Below are 16,496 nucleotides of genomic sequence, written 5' to 3'. Positions count from 1 at the left end.
GAGAGGATTCGTATGAAATTTATGAAAAAGCTTCTGTCATGCGTTACATCGGCAGAGTATGCAGTCATGGTCGCTGCTTTTGTGGCCATGGTCGCTTCCTATTTCATTTCTGTGCTGAATCGGAATTTTATCCAGGCATCCATGCCCTGGACAGAAGAGATAGCCATATACAGCATGACCTATATGGCACTGCTGGGAACAGAGGTGGGTCTAAGAGATGGCACCCAGGTAGCGGTGACTGCCGTGGTGGACAAACTACACGGTGTGGCCCGCAAGATTGTGGATCTTATCCGGCAGGTGATTCTGGTGGGATTTGCTTTTATCATGATTAAAGCGGGAGGGGCCCTGGTCTTAAAGCAGCTTCAAGCCGGCCAAACTACGCCTGTGATGAAGCTTCCCATGTCTCTGATGTATTTCTCGCTGGTACTGGCCTTCGGACTTATCTTCGTCATTCAGACCATTACGCTGGTACAGCAGATTGCAGAATTCGGAAAGAAAGAGGGAAACAGGACATGAATGCAGGATTGATTTTATTTTTGATTTTTATTCTTTGCCTGGTAATCGGGGTACCGGTGTCCATCTCCTTGAGTGTGGCCTCTCTGGCGGCCGTGGTGTTCGGGGGCCTTCCGGCCTCCTCCACGGCTATCGCCCAAAGGATCTTTGGCGGGCTGCAGTCCAGCTCTATCATGGCCATTGCATTTTTTGTACTGGCTGGCAATCTTATGACGAAGGGGGGGATTTCCAGGCGGATTGTAGATTTTGCGGACTGCCTGGTGGGCAACGTGAGAGGCGGTATGAGCCTGGCGCTGGTACTGGCCTGTGCATTCTTTGCTGCCTTATCTGGATCAGCCCCTGCAACGGTCATTGCCATCGGAACCATGCTCTACGGGGATATGATCAAAAAGGGTTATCCAGGGCCGCGGACCGCAGGACTTCTGGTAGTGTCCGGTGGGCTTGGGCCCATCATCCCGCCATCTATTATAATGGTGATTTACTGTACGCTGACAGGTGCCTCTGTTGGAAATATGTTCAAGCAGGGGATGATGATTGGTATTGTGATTATGCTGGTACTGATGGTGGAGGTACTGTGGTTTGCCCATAAGGAAAAGTGGCCGAAACAGAATGTGAAGCGCACGCCCGCCGAGGTGGTGAAGGTTTTTCTGGACGCCATTCCAGCGCTGCTTACACCCATTATTATTCTGGGAGGAATCTATTCCGGTATGTTGACTGCCACGGAAAGCGCTGCGGTGGCTGTTGTATGGGCAGCTATTGCCGGAGCTTTTATCTACCGTGAGCTGAATCTGCCGGATACAATCCAAATCATCAAGGACTCTGCCAAGAGTTCTGCTATGATCCTGTTCATCATCGCTGCGTCCACAGCCTTCTCGTGGGTGTTCACAATCTCTGGCGCTTCCAAGGCCCTGGTGGATACGGTGATTGGCATGAATTTAAATGCAACAATGTTCTGCCTGGTGGTAGCAGTGATTCTTCTGATTTTCGGAACCTTTATGGAGGGGACAGCCATAGCTGTTTTGTTAGTTCCGGTATTGTGGCCTATCGCTCAGAGCATGGGCATCAATGTAGTGCATTTTGGAATGATTGTGTGTATTTCCAATGTAGTGGGAACTATGACGCCTCCGGTAGCGGTGAACATCTACTCGGCGGCCACAGTGTCAAAGCTGAAGATGGGAGAGATCGCAAAGGCGGAGATTCCATTTTTGGTTGGCTATGTAGGAGTATTTTTTCTGTGTGTATTTTCAGAATGGTTTTGTACGTTTCTCACCTAAGGAGGTTTGATTATGGTACAGGGAGTTGTGACAAGGGAACGGATGGAAAAGTGGAAAATCGTTTCCCCTGAGGAATATGGATTTCATAAAGTGATCGTACCTGGCAGGGAGGACTGTCAAGTGGCGGTAATGTACCGGCTGAACCTGGCGGCAGGCCAGCGTTATGAACTGAAGCCTGGCGGCGAGGAGATGAACGGTGTATGCATTAAGGGAGCGGCTGGACTGGAGCTGGCTGGCCATCAATATCACTGCGGCCGGCTTGACTCCTTCTACACGGCGGGAGGAAACAGTGTGGCCATCGAGGCAGAGGCAGACTGTGTTTTTTACATCGGGGCCTCCGTGGATGAGGGCTATGGAACACCGTTTTTCCGTGCTTTTAATCTGCATCTGCCTTTGGGTGAGATTCATCAGATTCACGGAAAGGGCGTGGGGCAGAGAGAGGTTTTTATGACGCTCAACCAGGAGATTCAGGCTTCCCGCCTGATTGCCGGGCTGACCTGGGGAGGCAACGGTGCCTGGACCAGTTGGCCGCCCCACCAGCATGAGGCAGACTTAGAGGAGATTTACTGCTATTTTGACATGGATGAGCCTCATTTTGGGCTGCACCTAAGCTACACCGCCCCGGGGGATGTAGATAATATCGTTGCACATCCGGTGAAGAGCGGAAGCATGGTGCTGGCACCCAGGGGCTATCATCCTACGGTGGCTTCCCCGGGGACACGGAATGCTTATTTTTGGGTACTGGCAGCCCACTCACATGAGAGCCGCGGTTACGATCTGGCGGTATTGGATCCCAGTCGGGAACAGATGAACTGAAACAAGAAAGGTGAAAAGACCATGAATCAATATCATTCCATTTATCTCCCCCAGTTTACGATGGGCGAGGATGCCTTTGGGACTTTTCCGGAGCGTATAGGCAGGGGGAGGAAGGCGGCCGTTATATGCGGCAAACAGGCATGGGAGGCTTCAAAAGATTATGTGCTCCAGTCCTTGGAGCAGGCAGAGATTATTGTGACAGGGGCGGTGGTTTACGGAAAGGACGCAACTTGGGAAAATGTGAAGCGGCTGGAGAGGGAACCAGCAGTCCAGGAGGCGGATGTAATCCTGGCTGTGGGAGGAGGCAAGTGTATTGACACGGTAAAAGTGGTGGGTGACAGGCTGAGTAAGCCGGTCTACACAATACCCTCCATTGCCTCCAACTGTGCGCCTATCACGCAGATCAGCATCCTCTACCATGAGGACGGATCCTTCCGGGAGATTCTCAAGCTGAAAAATGTTCCTGTACACTGCTTTATCAACCCCAAGCTGACCCTGGCGGCGCCGGTGCGTTACCTCTGGGCAGGCATCGGAGACGCTATGGCAAAGCACGTGGAGTCCGCCTGGTCTGCCAAGGCTGGGGAAGCCCTGGATTATGGCAGTGCTCTGGGAATTACAGCAGGCAGTATGTGCTTTTATCCTATGCTGGAGAAGGCGGAGAAGGCCATGGAGGATGCCGCAAAAGGAGTGATCAGCCGGGAGCTGGAGGAGACGATTTTAAATATCATTATATCCCCGGGTATTGTTTCTGTATCTGCCCATCCGGATTACAACGGCGGTATCGCCCACGCCCTGTTTTATGGCATGACCAGCCGTAAGTGTATCGAGGAGCGGCATCTCCATGGAGAGGTGGTCGCCTATGGAATGCTGGTCAACCTCATGGCAGACCATGACTGGGAAAAGCTTAGCAGGGCCTGGCGGCTTAGCAAAGCTATTAAGCTGCCTGTCTGCTTGGGAGATCTGGAGCTGGATCCCACCGATCCGCTGGAGGATGTGTTGAAGGTGACGATGGAGAATCAGGAGTTAAAGCATACGCCGTATCCGGTAACAAAGGAGATGATCCGGGAGGCTATCACGGCGTTAGAGACTTATCAGGCATAAGGAGAAAGCACAGTGGCAGTGACAATTGAGAATATCAGAGTTATCTGTACGGCACCAGAGGGGATTAACCTTCTGGCCGTGCGGGTGGACACCAATGTGCCGGGCCTTTACGGCCTGGGCTGCGGAACCTTTTCCTATCGGCATCTGGCGGTGAAGCTGGTGGTGGAAGAGTATCTGACGCCGCTTTTAAAGGGAAGAAATGCGGAAGATATAGAGGAACTATGGCAGCTGATGTATCAGAATGGATACTGGCGGGGAGGTCCCATTGAAAACAACGCGATCTCGGGAATTGATATGGCCCTTTGGGATATTAAGGGAAAATTGGCTGGTATGCCTCTGTATCAGCTGTTTGGCGGCAGGGTGCGCGAGGGAGTGCCTGTCTACCGCCACGCGGATGGAAGGGATTTGGAGGAGCTGTGCGAAAATATTGAGAGGTACCGGGAACTGGGTATCCAGAATATCCGCTGCCAGTGCAGGGGATACGGAGGAGAACGTTACGGTGTGATTCCTGAAGCCGCCCCCCAAGGTGCTCTGCCAGGAGTTTACCTGGATGGGGCCCGCTATGTGCGGGACACGGTAAAGCTGTTTGCGGGAATCCGGGACAAAATCGGGTATGACGTCAAGCTGATTCACGATGTCCATGAGCGGGTGGCACCGCCGGAAGCAGTGAAGCTGGCCAGGGAGCTGGAACCCTTTGACCTGCTGTTTTTAGAGGATCCGGTGTGTGCGGAGCAAACCAAGTGGCTGCGGGAAATCCGGTGCCATAGTGGGGTACCCATTGCACAAGGGGAGCTGTTCAACCGCTCTGTTGACTGGCGGGATTTGATTAGCGGGCATTTGATCGATTACATCCGGGTGCATATAAGCCAGATCGGAGGCATCACGCCTGCGCGCAAGCTCCAGATGTTTGCGGAGCAGTACGGAGTCCGGACTGCCTGGCATGGTCCTGGAGATATGTCCCCTATCGCACATGCGGCCAATGTCCATATCGATCTGGCGGCTAGGAATTTCGGGGTTCAGGAGTGGTCTGGCATTGAGCCGCCCAACTTTGTGATCCAGGATTTAAAGGGTCCGAAAGGTGCGCTTTTGGAGGTGTTTCCCGGGCTTCCGGAATTTAGGGACGGCTACGTGTATCCTAACGAAAGGCCTGGTCTGGGGGTGGACATCAATGAACGGGAGGCAGCTAAGTACCCTTGCGAGAACACGGTGACCAGGTGGACCCAAACCAGAAACCGGGACGGAAGCCTCCAGACGCCGTGAGAATATAGATTATAATTGATGAGGAGTGTAAAGAAAATGGTATACGACTATAAGGAAAAATTCAGTGTCCAGGGAAAGAAGTGCATTGTCACCGGCGGGGCACAGGGCCTGTCCAGAGGTATGGCAGAAGGGCTTTTGGAAAACGGAGCCGAGGTGGTTTTGATGGATCTCCAGAAGGAGAAGCTGGAACAGGCGGTGGAAGAATACTGTAAGAAAGGATATAAGGCCCACGGCGTAGCCGGCGACCTGTCCAAAAAAGCAGAACTGGACCGGATGTTCGATGAGGCTATGGAACTGCTGGGAGGTAAGCTGGATGTTATGATTCCGGCCGCAGGCATCCAGAGACGATATGAGCCATGGGAGTTTCCGGAGGAGATGTGGAACCTGGTGATTAATGTGGACTTAAATCATGTGTGGTTTATGTGCCAGCGGGCCATTCAGGTCATGCGGGACAAGGACACCGTAGGCAAGATCATCAACATCGGTTCGATGAATTCCTTCTTTGGCGGAACTACCGTGCCGGCATATTCTGCGGCAAAAGGAGCTGTGACTCAGCTTTCCAAGAGTATTGCCTCCGACTGCGCGGATCACAGCATTTGCTGCAATGTGATCGCCCCAGGCTATATGGATACGGAGATGTGTGCTAATATGAGCCAGGAGCGCAAGGACGAATGTACAAAGCGGATTGCCGCAGGCCGGTGGGGCAGACCCGAGGACTTAAAGGGTCCCATACTGTTTTTGGCTTCCTCTGCCAGCGACTATTTAAACGGCGCAGTTATCCCTGTAGACGGAGGATTTCTGGTGAAGTCATAGAAAGCGGATTAGGCGAATTTAAAAGTATTGGAAACATGAAATGAGATAACCGAAAGCAAGAAAGGGCTAACGCTTTAGTGCATTAGCCCGTTTTTGTCTGCAAAAGAGAAAAACACAATGAAAGACACGTTTTCATGGCCGCTTATCCCGTCCCGGCCATTTACACATAATCCGTATGATAAATCAAAACCTGGTCAAACACATCCTTATCCCTCATGATACACTTCTCATTCCCCACTGTGACAATGGCGCTGCGCCCCAATATCCTATCAATGACCAGGGCGGCTTCTTTCTGGTGGCAGAGGGCCGCGTTCCTGATGTCTGAAATCATTTCGTTTATTTTGCGGGTATCCATGTTCACCATGTCCCTGCGCATGTGCCGCATACGGGTGCTTAAGGTTCCGGAGGGCGGAAGGGCCTGGGCATAGGCGTTCAGGATGTAGCCGTCCAGTTCTTCATGGGTCAGCGGCAGTTCCATGAGCTGTGCGCCGGTTGCCAGGAACAGCTTTATCGTACTCCTGACTTCCGGGTCAGCGGTACTCCAGAGGGAGAAATAGCCCGCAGGAATATAAAAATCAATACCGCTGTCATAGGCGCCGCCCTGGTAGCGGATGGCAGGTTTCAAGTATTTATCTGCCGCCGCCATGAGAAAGGGAAGATAACGCCCCTTAAAGCCGGGATTTCCATGGAAATCTCCCATGAGCCGTGTCTCCTGGCAGGAGGCTTCCACGCACACGGCCAGTTTTTGTCTCTGGTCCGGGAGCCAGACGGCCGGAGCAGGAGAGCTGTGCCCTTCCTTAAAACCGGGAAGTCTCCCAAGTATATCCACGGCAGTCTGTTCCAGAGTACCTAATACATCCGGTGAGGCGGCTGCCAGGAATACCAGACCCCGGCGGTTTAATATGGTATGGGAAATGGTTTCAAGTCTGGCAGCTGCCGCAGCCCCGAAATCAGGATCTTCCTTTAACCGATTCAGGACATCCTTCAGAAAATAGTAATTTTCCTGGCTGTTTAACATATTGCGGAACCTGCATTCCTGCCTCATATAGCCTTCGGACAGGCTGAAGGCCAGGGCAGAGGCATTGTCCGCCTTGGACTGGTCGTAGTCAGGCAGATACTTTTCCAGGACCTGTATGATGGTATCCGTGTCGCTGTAGTCCCCGCCGCCCATTATATCCAGAAGAAAATCCAGTCCCGCCTCAAAGTCCCCGGTCAGTCCGTACCAGAATACACTCATCATGGGATGGTTCAGAGCCCCTGCCTCCTTTGGGGGGTACAGCTCGTCAAAGGTACAGTCATGAAGGTATTCCTGCTCCAGGTTCTTCTGCTGTTCCACCGTAAAGCGCTTTGTGTCCAGTTCTGTGAGAAGCATCTGATAGAGGGTGAGGTAATTAAGGTCGTCCTTTTCTATGCCGCTAATGTCAAAGTAGAGCTGGTAGCTGCCCACGTCCCGTGAGGGGGCGGGAGATGTGTAGCATGTGATGGTTCCCCACTGTCTCTTGGTAAACGGACATGATTCAGACGGCTCAGGAAGCTCCCCGGGCCCTATGAGAAAGTCCATATTGCTACGCTCCCTGGAATTCCAGTCATGGAAGGCAGCTGTTTGTTCTATCAGCTGTTTTTGCTCAGCTGCAGTCATGGAAGCCAGTTTTTCCTTAAGGTATTGCTCCTTTTCCTCCTCCATCTGCTCTGCCAGACCCGGAACTGGTTCGGTTACGACAAGGGCGCTGGCTGCCGGTTGAAGGGCAGAGGCAGCCAGCTTCTTTATGATGGACTGGCCGGAATCTTCCTCAAAGCGCCGGAAGGCTTCCTCATAAAGCTGAAAATAGTCGGTCCGGCCTGTAATGCTCCAGTAACGCCCGATTTCCTCAGACAGGTTAAAGCCCAGATGGGGGGCTTCCCGGGTAAGGGAGTCGGAGAGGCGGTTTTCCTTCATGGAAGCCCGGTACAGCTTTGGGGACAGCCCATTGCGGCTTATATCCTCCAGGGCTTTTTTGATAGAGCCTAAAAAGGCCTCCTTCAGACAGGAATCCCCGTTGCGCAGGCGGAATTTTAGGGAGGGATGGGGCAGCAGAGTATCCAGATAGACTTCCATCACATGGTTGATTCCCATTTCCCTGGCATACCTGTGCCAGGGAGAGGTATCGTTATCCAGGATATCCGCAAACAAGTCCCAGTATATGAGTTCCTCTTTTGTACAGTCCGACAGGTCGATACCGTAGTCCATGACAGAGGCGTGTTCCGAGGGACTGCCCTGGTAAGCGGGACTCTGTGCTGTGCAGGTGCGAAAACCTGGTTTTACCGGTTCTTCAAACTCACCAAGGAGGCTGCGGCCTTTTGACGCCGCTCTGGAGAGATGCTCTCTGTCCAGAAAATGCAGTACGGACCTGTAATCCATATTTCCATATAGGGTAATCAGACAGTTGGAGTAGCTGTAGCACCGCTCAAAGGTTTCCCTGGCCTGCTCATAGGACAGTTCCCTGTAATGCAGGTGGGCCCGCCCCAGCAGGTTGGCGGTGCGCGTGTCCTGGTAAAGGGTATGGGACATGGCGCTGTCTGCATTTTCCAGGATGTCGGTCAGATGGCCCCAGTCCTCGCTGAGCACCGTGCCCTGCATGGTAAGGGGGCCCCTGGGGGATGAGAGCTCATACCGTATGGCTTCCCTCAGATAAAAATGTTTGTCCTTCAGGGCATCTGGTTCCTCCATGCAGCACAGGAATACATCCATCAGTTTTACCAGCTGTTCCTGGCTCTGGCTGCACACCGGGTAGCAGGTGAAGGTATTGTCCGTAAGACCGTTCATAAAGGTAGTATAACTTTTGCTGTCCATGTCAAAGAAGATATCCCTGCTGGGATACTTTTGGCAGGAGGACAGAATGAGATGTTCCAGTATATGGGAATTATCCCGTTCATCCAGCTGCGGCGTCCGGTAAATCAGGTTAAAACCCAGTTCCCGGTCATCGTTCTGGATATATAAAAGCTGGGCGCCGCTTGATTCATGATTAAACAGAACGGTCCTGGCGCCCAGCATGTGTATGGTTCCAAGTTCGGTGACGGTAAAACCGCTTATGGTTTCGCCAATCCTTGGCAGTGATGCCATGGTAATCCTCCTTCAATTGATAATCGTCCTGATAAAACCTTTCTATACTATAGCATCAGGCAGATGTATTTTGCAAGAAGGAGCGTAAATTTATGAAAATGTGTTCCCGTTCCACAAGCACCAGGGCCAGCAAAAGAGGAAGGAAATTGAGCCATACCGAGAAAATTCCAAAGATTTTAGTAAAATACCAGCACAGGGCCACACCTATGTGGTAGAAAAACAGGGTAAAGCCGTAGACCCATGCCTTTTCCAGATGCTTTTTGTTCCTGTCCGCAAAATAATTTGACAGGGAAGAAATAAACTGTCTCAAGTTATTGGTGGAAAATATGGTGGAGCTGGCATAGCCCTTTACGCCGGTAAAGGAACACCATTGAAAGGCCATGATGAAAAATACGGGATAGAGAGCCATGAGCGGGTCCATGTTCGCCGGAAAAAAGCCCAGGACAGCAATCACGGGAATCTCAGCCAGAATACATATAAGCCGGATGTCTATGGATATGAGACGGGGAATGAGAGTGGCGGCAATGATGGCTGTGATAAAGATAAGAAGAGAACCCAGCCTCAGAAGCAGGCTGGTCCAACTGCCTGATGACAGGTCCAGAATGGAGTGGATCATATTGGCGGTTTGGGCGGAACCGAAAATCTCGCACCGGTTAAGAAGGGCGTAGGCGCCCATGAAACCTCCTGACAGTGACATGATATAATGAATGTATGCTTCTGTTCGTTCCTTTTCTTTCACAATGAAATCCTCCTGTTTGCTCAGCCTTTTTATTGTATCATATTGATTTACCATATTAAAATACATATAATATATGTAGTATAATATCGAAAAGGTATGGTAAAAGATGATGGATCTGAAGGATTTACAGTATTTCCTTGCTGTGGCCCAGGCAGGCACGATAACAGGGGCAGCGGCAAAGCTGTGCATGGCCCAGCCGCCGCTGAGCAGGCAGATGAAGGAGCTGGAGGAAGAATTAGGGACAACCCTGTTTATCAGGGGAAAGAGGCATATCCGTCTTACGGAGGAAGGGATATTCTTAAGGCAGCAGGCAGAAGAGATTCTGTCTCTGATGGAAAAGACAAGGGGACAGCTCTCCAGAATGGGGACCGGGGCAGGCGGACTTATTTCCATCGGGGTAACGGAATCCTGCGGGGCAGGGGTGCTGTCGGATATAATAGAGAGATTTCACAGCGATTTTCCCGGAATCCGGTATAATATCTGGTGCGGGAACGGGGATGAAATCAATGATAAACTGGACAAGGGACTGGTGGACTTAGGAATTGTGAGGGAGCCTTTCAGGACTGAGAAATACGAAAGCGCTCTGATAAAAACCGAATCCTGGACAGCCCTTCTCAGCAGGGAACATCCCATGGCAGAACAGCCGGGAGACACCATACTGCTGTCCGACATAGCCGGCAGTCCCCTTATTATTCCCTCCAGACCGCCTCTGCAGGAGGAGATACGGGGGTGGTTTCACCGGATTGAGCGGGAGCATACTATTTTGTGTACCTATAATACCCTCTCCTGTATCGTGCCTTTGGTGGAGCGTAATGTGGCGGTGGCGATCTGCCCGGAGGCAGTACGGTACTTTACAGACCGGCAGAGGCTGGTATGCAGGCGCCTGACAGAGCCGGAGCATGTGTCCAGACTTTTGCTGGTGCGCCGCAGGAATCAGCTGATGCCTGCGGCGGCAGGATGCTTCTGGGATTTTGCCAGGCATTACTGCGGCTCCTGATACCGGTCCGCAAAGCACAGTCTCGGCAGGCCCATAAGAGGGGCGGCTCCGGCCAGGGTAGTGCCGTAGAACAGGATTTTTTCCTTAAATGGAAGAAAGTCCACGATGGATCCGTTACAGACAGTGCTTCCCGTGCACAGAACCAGGTCTGCCTTACGGCACAGGGACTGGCTGGTCTCAGGGATGCGTCCGTCCTCAATAAGGACCCCGAACCGTTTCTGGCCGATATTGGCCAGGCTTAAATCCGCTGCCCTGACATCATATTCCTTTGCAAGCTGTTCCAGCATGGCGGGCTGGTATCCTATCAGCGCAATGGCAGGGCGGCCGTAGTGTTCAGAGATATAACGGACCACGTCCATGGCGCAGGACTCAGGTCCCTCATTGCGGCAGTGGACCGTGCAGTCCGCCCTGCCTGAGTGTTTCATGACAGCGTTTAGGGCAGCTATGAACAATCCGCGGCTGTAGGGGTCATCTGCCAGGTCCAGGGAGCATATTTCTTCCAACGTGCCGCGATAAGCAGAGGGGGCGTCGGTAAACGCCTGTCCCAGGGAGCCCATGCATTCTGCCTGAACCATCACATCCTTTCCCGTTATGATGGGAAAATCTTTTCGTTTTGTAATGCCGATGGCTTCCTCCGGCGTGAGGGACTTTGTGTTGATTACCACCTGCTCGCCCAGAATTCCTTCCTCTGTCAGAAGCTTCATGAAACGCAACCTTAATTCGCTGTAAAATGACAGCGCATCATTCATATATGTCATTGGACAATCCTCTTTTCCTGTTTGCGCTCAGGCGCAGTTATGATTTGATTTCTTCCCAGAAACCGCTCCACCTCTGCGGAAAAATGCCCGTCCATCAGCCGGGAGGTGTCGGTGACTGTCTGCAGCTTCCCATCCAGAAGGATGGCTGCCCGGCCTGCAAGAGTTCGGGCTTCCAGAAAATCGTGGGTGACGAAGATAATGGTGCAGCCAAAATGCCGGTGAATCCGGCGCAGCTCCTGATACAGGGACTGCCGGGTGGCCGGGTCCAGGGCTGAAAACGGCTCATCTAACAAAAGAACCTGGGGAGCCAGGGCCAGGGCTCTTGCCAGGGCTGTGCGCTGGCTTTCGCCTCCGCTGAGGGTTCCGGGGTACTGGTCCCCTATGTGGGAAATGGACAGCATTTCCATAAGCTCCTGTGCGCGGCTGTCCTGTTCTTTTTTTGAATATCCGTGCATTTTCAGTCCGTAGAGAATATTTTCCTTTACCTTCATATGAGGGAACAGGCCATAGTCCTGATACACAAGGCCCAGCTTTCTCTGAGCGGGAGGTATGTCCCGTATGTCGGTTCCGTCAAGGAGGATGCTGCCGGTGTCACCGGGAAACATGCCGCTAATGGCCTCCAAGAGTACGGTCTTGCCGGAACCCGTGCGGCCCAGGATGGCAAAGATTTCCCCCATTTGGATGGTAAGGGAGATGGGAGACAGTGTAAAACTGCCTCTTTTTACGGAAAAATTGTTGATAACCAGTTGGTTCATCGTATGAACACCTGCCTTTTGTTTCTGTCCGCGGGACTGGCAAGCAGACGGGAGAGAAAGAGAGTCAGCCCGGAAATTATCAGCATCAGCATGGCAGTTGCCATGGCGGCCTGGTTGTCGCCGGTGGATATGCTCAGATAGATGCTGCCGGGCAGTGTTTCCGTCTTAAAACGGGTAATTCCCACCAGCATAAGGGTGGCTCCGAACTCCCCCAGGGCCCTGGACCAGGTCAGGATAAAGGTGCTTACAAGGCTTCTGCGGCAAAGGGGAAGAAGAATGGTCAGAAAACATCTCCAGGGGGAAGCCCCCAGGGTCAGGGCAATGAATTCCATCCGCTGGTCGGATGCCTCAAAGGCAGTGCGGATGAGCCGGATGGCATAGGGGAGGTTGACCAGGATGTGGGCCATGACAATGCCCGCGGGAGAAAACACCACCTTAAAGCCCTGTTCCTTCAGCCATTTGCCGGCTGGTGATGAAAACATGATAAGAAGGCTGAGCCCGAGAAGCAGGTAGGGCAGGGACAAAGTCAGTTCGATGATGATGCCCGACAGCTCCTTAAAGGGCATGGAGGTCCGGGTCAGGGCATATGCGGTGGGAAGTGCCAGGGCCATCACAATAAGGGTGGAGAGACTGGCGGTGGCTGCGCTGAGACGCAGGGCAAAGAGCACTTCCTTCTGGCGGATGGTTCCGGCAAAGGCGGGAATCCCTCCGGCTGCAATCGCGCAGACCGCGCTGCCAATGAAAAAAATCACCAGCAGCGCCACAGCGACCGTCATGGCTGAGAACAGGTCTGTTCCCCTATGCCCCCTATGCCTATTCTGCAATCTCATATCCATACTTCAACCAGATTTCCTGTACGTCCCCTGAATTTAAATAGTCCAGAAATGCCTGTCTGGCGTCGTGATCCGCGGAACAGCTTAAGGAAGCCGCGGGGATGGTTTTTATGTAATCTTCCAAACCGCTGTTATCTACGATTTCCACGCCCTGAGCATCGCAGTTTTCTTTCCAGATAATGGCTGCGTCAGCCTCTCCCGCGGCAATGGCGGTAGCCATCTGGGGAGCCGTGGCAGTGGATGCCTCTATCTGTACCTTGTCAAAGATACCTGCATCAGTCAGGGCCTTTTTGGCAATCTTACCAATGGGAGTTGAGTCTATATCGCCGATGATAAGGGACACGCCCTCTTCTGCCAGACCGGCCAGGGAAGTAATGTTTTTCGGGTTGCCGCTCTGAACTGCCAGCACAGGTATATGTTTTACCAGTGCCTTGCTTTCGGATACATAGGACTCAACTGGTTTCAGCTCCTCGGCTGAACCGGCTATGAACATGTCGCCTTCTTCCGAGGTGGTAATCTGGGACTGGATTTGGCCGGCATTGGCGTATGTCACGTTCATTTCGCAGCCGGTAGCAGCTTTAAAGCTGTCGGCAATTTCCTGGAACGGCTTTGTCATGCCAGCCCCGCAGTAGATCATCAGGGTATGGCCTGTCAGGTCTGGGGTGTCCGCGGCTGATTTGCCGGCATCGCCATCCTCCGGGGCTGATTCCTGTGTCTGCTGCGGGGCAGAGGAACGGGCGGTGCCGGAGGATGCGGCGCCGCAGCCTGTGATAAGGGCAGCGCCTATGGCGCCTGCCAGTAAAATCCCCAATACATTACTTTTCATAATACGTCTCCTCCATCTGGATAATTATAGTAAACCTATCATATAATGGAAAAGCGTTATTGTCAAGAAAAGATAACGGTTAATATTTCCCGCTGACCGGGATTTTTGTTTATTGTTCAGTGCTTTTTTGTATGTCTCCATTTTCAAGCCGGCAGACCACATCCCCTGTATGGCTTATAAAGGTACGGTCGTGGCTGATGGCCAGCAGTGTCCCGTCGTAGCTCTCCAGCAGATGTTCCAGGCCCTCCATGGTATACACATCCATGTGGTTAGTGGGTTCGTCCAGTATCATGAAGTTGCAGCCCGATACCAGAACCTTGGCCAGGGCGGTTTTGACCTTTTCTCCTCCTGATAGTACACTGACCGGTTTAAACATATCGTCCTTTGTCATATAGAGGTTGGACAGGACGGCCCGGCAGATATGCTGGGGATAGGCCGCATCCTCCGACACATTTTCCAGCACGGTTTTCTTCGGGTCCAGGGTGTCCAGGTCCTGGGAAAAATAGGCGACCCTTGCTTCGGAGGTAATAAAGGTTTCGGGTGCCCTGTCTATCAGGGCTTTGATTAGTGTGGACTTTCCGGCCCCGTTGTTGCCGGTGATAAAGGTCCGCCTGCCAGCCTCTATTTCCAGGCTCACGTTATCCAGGACAATGCGCTCCCCGTAACTCACGGTGAGATGCCGGATGGCGGCCGCATTTTTTGCCCTTATTTTTCCTGCATCCGGCAGTTTCATGGACACCTGGGGCAGCTCATCCGGGCGTTCCTTTTTCTCCAGGTGCTCCAGACGGCTCATGACAGCGGTTTTGTTGCTTTGGACATGACCCTGCTGAACCGCGGCCACGCCTTTGTAGAGCATCCACTCGCTGCTGCCCATGCGTTTGGGCGGCTTTGTCATTGTCTGGCTCTTTCTCTGCAATGCATCGGTAGTTCTCTCCAGCCGCTTTTTCTCCTTCTGGTACTGCTGGTATTCAAACTCCTGGAAGCCCCGTTCCCGTTCCTTTTGGGCGGCCCAGTCGGAGTAATTTCCGTCAAAAACGCGGATGTTTCCCTTGTCCAGTTCCCATATCTGATTGCAGACCCGGTCTAAAAGGGTCCTGTCATGGGATATCATCAGGATGGCGCCCTTGTATCCCTTCATCATTTTCTCTAAAAGCTCCACGCCTTCCATATCCAGATTGGTGGTGGGCTCATCGGCAAAGAGAAGGGGCGCCTGGCTGGAAAATGCTGCCCCAATGGCGCGCCTGGTCTTCTCACCCCCGCTTTTTACCGCGCTGTCGCGCAGCTTTAATTGGCTTAAAAGCCTGGCCTCGGGTTCATCCTCTGTTTCCCCGGTCTGGAGGATCTCAGCAATGGGACAATACCGTTTTACCACGCCCTCGTCGCAGGCGATTCTCCCGGATAGGACGCCTAAAAGGGTGGATTTTCCGGCCCCGTTGCGTCCGATGAGTCCAATCCTGTCCCCGTCCCGGATTACCAGTTTTTCAATATCCAGCACGGTCTGGATTCCATATTCTTTTTTAACATTCAGTGCATTTAACAACATAAAAAAATCCCTCCTAAACGCACTTCGTTCAGAAGGGATATAAACCTGGCCAGTTGTAGGCAGAAGGAGCGGGAACGTACAGGTCAGGAGCAGCTTACGCGCGCCTGCCGGGACATGCCTGTCCGCTGCAGCGGATGCATATGGATAGACAGATGCACCCCGTTATATAAAAATATGGCCTTATGGAATATGATTCCCTGTATGACTGAACGAAATGACAAAGACACACAAATTCTGCCTGGCTTCCTATTGCCAGGAAAGAGAGTGTGTAAATCATCTGCTGCTGTTCAATCATCTAATAATCATATTTCAGTTAGCCACCTTTCTCTTTACTATATTGTACTTATATCGTGTATTACAGTCCTCAGACCAATTCTGATTATAGGGGATGGGAAATATAATGTCAAGGTGGAAAAAATTATTTTATCTGCATATTTTGTCCGCAGCCGAGTACGGGCTGAGGTTTGGGCTGAGGTCTGGGCGCTCAGGGCCTGCGGCCTCCATTTTGACGCCTGCATTTATAAAATAATCATTAAAACCCTGTCTGTACATTGCTTTTCCATGAGAATTAGGTTATAGTTACTCTCGGATGAATGATCCGCGGCTGCCTGAGAAATATACCTGGCAGCAGGCCGGATAATGGGGAAAGGATTGTTTGCAGATGAATAAAATCAGAGAAAAATTACAGCGTTTCATGATAGGAAGATATGGTATGGACCAGCTTGGCCAGTTTATAATGTATACCGTGCTTGTGCTGATTTTCCTGAACGTTGTTGTCAGGGTGAGGATATTGTCCTCATTCCTGTATATCCTGGAGCTGGCAGGTTTTTTCTTGCTGTACTTCCGGATGTTTTCAAAAAATGTGGGTAAACGCTACCAGGAGAATCAGGTTTATCTGCGCCTGCGGTTTTATGTGACGGAATATTTCAGGAAAATCAAATTCCGTTTCACGGAGGGCCGGAAATACCGCATCTTTAAGTGCCCTGACTGCGGACAGAAGGTGCGCATACCCAGGGGGCACGGGAAGGTCAGCGTTCACTGTCCGAAGTGCGGGACGGATTTTATAAAGAAGAGCTGACGGTTTGGCAGAACCCGCTAATAGATTTTTTGAAGCGGCTATTGTTTTGAGCCGTTGTAAACAGACAGATAAAACAGCCATTTGGGAGAA

The 16,496-nt window shown here is 52.0% G+C and carries 15 protein-coding genes; 8 read left to right on the top strand and 7 right to left on the bottom strand.

The features are described 5' to 3' along the window. Window positions 1-12: 12 nt before the first annotated feature. From CGC65_RS29185 to CGC65_RS29160, 6 genes are read left to right on the top strand one after another with little or no spacing between them, the layout of a single operon-like run. Window positions 13-516 (top strand): TRAP transporter small permease, encoded by a 504-nt coding sequence (locus CGC65_RS29185; RefSeq protein ID WP_002569063.1) that lies wholly within the window; start codon window positions 13-15, stop codon window positions 514-516. Then, entirely contained in the window at window positions 513-1,787 is a 1,275-nt protein-coding gene (locus tag CGC65_RS29180) for a TRAP transporter large permease (protein WP_002569062.1), read from the top strand. Before CGC65_RS29185 ends, CGC65_RS29180 begins: the two co-directional genes overlap by 4 nt. A 12-nt stretch (window positions 1,788-1,799) precedes the next feature. Next, on the top strand, window positions 1,800-2,603 hold the full coding sequence (locus CGC65_RS29175; protein ID WP_002569061.1) for a 5-deoxy-glucuronate isomerase: 804 nt from the start codon (window positions 1,800-1,802) through the stop codon (window positions 2,601-2,603). A gap of 21 nt (window positions 2,604-2,624) precedes the next feature. After that, the gene (locus CGC65_RS29170) at window positions 2,625-3,704 is read left to right on the top strand and encodes an iron-containing alcohol dehydrogenase family protein (protein WP_002569060.1); all 1,080 of its coding nucleotides are present in this window, start codon (window positions 2,625-2,627) and stop codon (window positions 3,702-3,704) included. A 12-nt stretch (window positions 3,705-3,716) separates the two neighbouring features. Beyond that, window positions 3,717-4,964: an enolase C-terminal domain-like protein gene (locus tag CGC65_RS29165; protein ID WP_002569059.1), complete on the top strand. Its 1,248-nt coding sequence runs from the start codon at window positions 3,717-3,719 to the stop codon at window positions 4,962-4,964. 36 nt (window positions 4,965-5,000) lie between these two features. Next, window positions 5,001-5,777: an SDR family oxidoreductase gene (locus CGC65_RS29160; protein ID WP_002569058.1), complete on the top strand. Its 777-nt coding sequence runs from the start codon at window positions 5,001-5,003 to the stop codon at window positions 5,775-5,777. 160 nt (window positions 5,778-5,937) lie between these two features. Here the strand turns inward: CGC65_RS29160 and CGC65_RS29155 are convergent, their stop codons facing one another. Beyond that, a complete protein-coding gene (locus CGC65_RS29155) occupies window positions 5,938-8,877 on the bottom strand; it encodes an insulinase family protein (protein ID WP_002569057.1) in 2,940 nt (979 codons plus the stop codon). A gap of 55 nt (window positions 8,878-8,932) precedes the next feature. Beyond that, window positions 8,933-9,616 carry a YoaK family protein gene (locus CGC65_RS29150; protein ID WP_002569056.1) on the bottom strand — a complete coding sequence of 228 codons (684 nt, stop codon included), beginning with the start codon at window positions 9,614-9,616 and terminating at the stop codon, window positions 8,933-8,935. Between the two features lie 106 nt (window positions 9,617-9,722). Here CGC65_RS29150 and CGC65_RS29145 point away from each other — a divergent pair, with 106 nt between their 5' ends. Next, complete coding sequence (locus CGC65_RS29145) at window positions 9,723-10,613, top strand: LysR family transcriptional regulator (protein ID WP_002569055.1); 891 nt, start codon at window positions 9,723-9,725, stop codon at window positions 10,611-10,613. Here CGC65_RS29145 and CGC65_RS29140 read toward each other — a convergent pair. The 5 genes from CGC65_RS29140 to abc-f form a co-directional block, all read right to left on the bottom strand. Then, the gene (locus CGC65_RS29140; RefSeq protein WP_002569054.1) at window positions 10,598-11,371 is read right to left on the bottom strand and encodes a hypothetical protein; all 774 of its coding nucleotides are present in this window, start codon (window positions 11,369-11,371) and stop codon (window positions 10,598-10,600) included. The two genes, CGC65_RS29145 and CGC65_RS29140, sit on opposite strands and share 16 nt — an antisense overlap. Next, window positions 11,368-12,126, bottom strand: a complete 759-nt coding sequence (locus CGC65_RS29135; protein ID WP_002569053.1) for an ATP-binding cassette domain-containing protein — start codon at window positions 12,124-12,126, stop codon at window positions 11,368-11,370. Before CGC65_RS29135 ends, CGC65_RS29140 begins: the two co-directional genes overlap by 4 nt. After that, window positions 12,123-12,962: an ABC transporter permease gene (locus CGC65_RS29130; RefSeq protein ID WP_002569052.1), complete on the bottom strand. Its 840-nt coding sequence runs from the start codon at window positions 12,960-12,962 to the stop codon at window positions 12,123-12,125. The genes CGC65_RS29135 and CGC65_RS29130 overlap by 4 nt, the downstream gene beginning before the upstream one ends. Further along, window positions 12,940-13,785, bottom strand: coding sequence for a molybdate ABC transporter substrate-binding protein (gene modA / locus CGC65_RS29125; protein WP_002569051.1), 846 nt, complete (start codon window positions 13,783-13,785; stop codon window positions 12,940-12,942). Before modA ends, CGC65_RS29130 begins: the two co-directional genes overlap by 23 nt. 109 nt (window positions 13,786-13,894) lie before the next feature. Continuing rightward, complete coding sequence (gene abc-f / locus CGC65_RS29120) at window positions 13,895-15,328, bottom strand: ribosomal protection-like ABC-F family protein (RefSeq protein WP_002569050.1); 1,434 nt, start codon at window positions 15,326-15,328, stop codon at window positions 13,895-13,897. A 661-nt stretch (window positions 15,329-15,989) separates the two neighbouring features. Here abc-f and CGC65_RS29110 point away from each other — a divergent pair. Further along, window positions 15,990-16,406 carry a hypothetical protein gene (locus tag CGC65_RS29110; protein ID WP_002569049.1) on the top strand — a complete coding sequence of 139 codons (417 nt, stop codon included), beginning with the start codon at window positions 15,990-15,992 and terminating at the stop codon, window positions 16,404-16,406. Window positions 16,407-16,496 lie beyond the last annotated feature (90 nt).

Origin of the sequence: Enterocloster bolteae, assembly GCF_002234575.2 — a bacterium.
Classification (GTDB): Bacteria; Bacillota; Clostridia; order Lachnospirales; family Lachnospiraceae; genus Enterocloster; species Enterocloster bolteae.
Note: the sequence above shows the minus strand (reverse complement) of the source record. Positions and strands in the feature narration are given on the sequence as shown.

Bases quoted from the DNA above. Each gene is read 5' to 3' on its own strand.
- CGC65_RS29135 (WP_002569053.1), bottom strand. From the start codon at position 12,126: ATGAACCAACTGGTTATCAACAATTTTTCCGTAAAAAGAGGCAGTTTT.
- CGC65_RS29175 (WP_002569061.1), top strand. From the start codon at position 1,800: ATGGTACAGGGAGTTGTGACAAGGGAACGGATGGAAAAGTGGAAAATC.
- CGC65_RS29110 (WP_002569049.1), top strand. From the start codon at position 15,990: ATGAATAAAATCAGAGAAAAATTACAGCGTTTCATGATAGGAAGATAT.
- CGC65_RS29170 (WP_002569060.1), top strand. From the start codon at position 2,625: ATGAATCAATATCATTCCATTTATCTCCCCCAGTTTACGATGGGCGAG.
- modA (WP_002569051.1), bottom strand. From the start codon at position 13,785: ATGAAAAGTAATGTATTGGGGATTTTACTGGCAGGCGCCATAGGCGCT.
- CGC65_RS29130 (WP_002569052.1), bottom strand. From the start codon at position 12,962: ATGGATATGAGATTGCAGAATAGGCATAGGGGGCATAGGGGAACAGAC.
- CGC65_RS29180 (WP_002569062.1), top strand. From the start codon at position 513: ATGAATGCAGGATTGATTTTATTTTTGATTTTTATTCTTTGCCTGGTA.
- CGC65_RS29140 (WP_002569054.1), bottom strand. From the start codon at position 11,371: ATGACATATATGAATGATGCGCTGTCATTTTACAGCGAATTAAGGTTG.
- abc-f (WP_002569050.1), bottom strand. From the start codon at position 15,328: ATGTTGTTAAATGCACTGAATGTTAAAAAAGAATATGGAATCCAGACC.
- CGC65_RS29185 (WP_002569063.1), top strand. From the start codon at position 13: ATGAAATTTATGAAAAAGCTTCTGTCATGCGTTACATCGGCAGAGTAT.
- CGC65_RS29160 (WP_002569058.1), top strand. From the start codon at position 5,001: ATGGTATACGACTATAAGGAAAAATTCAGTGTCCAGGGAAAGAAGTGC.
- CGC65_RS29145 (WP_002569055.1), top strand. From the start codon at position 9,723: ATGATGGATCTGAAGGATTTACAGTATTTCCTTGCTGTGGCCCAGGCA.
- CGC65_RS29155 (WP_002569057.1), bottom strand. From the start codon at position 8,877: ATGGCATCACTGCCAAGGATTGGCGAAACCATAAGCGGTTTTACCGTC.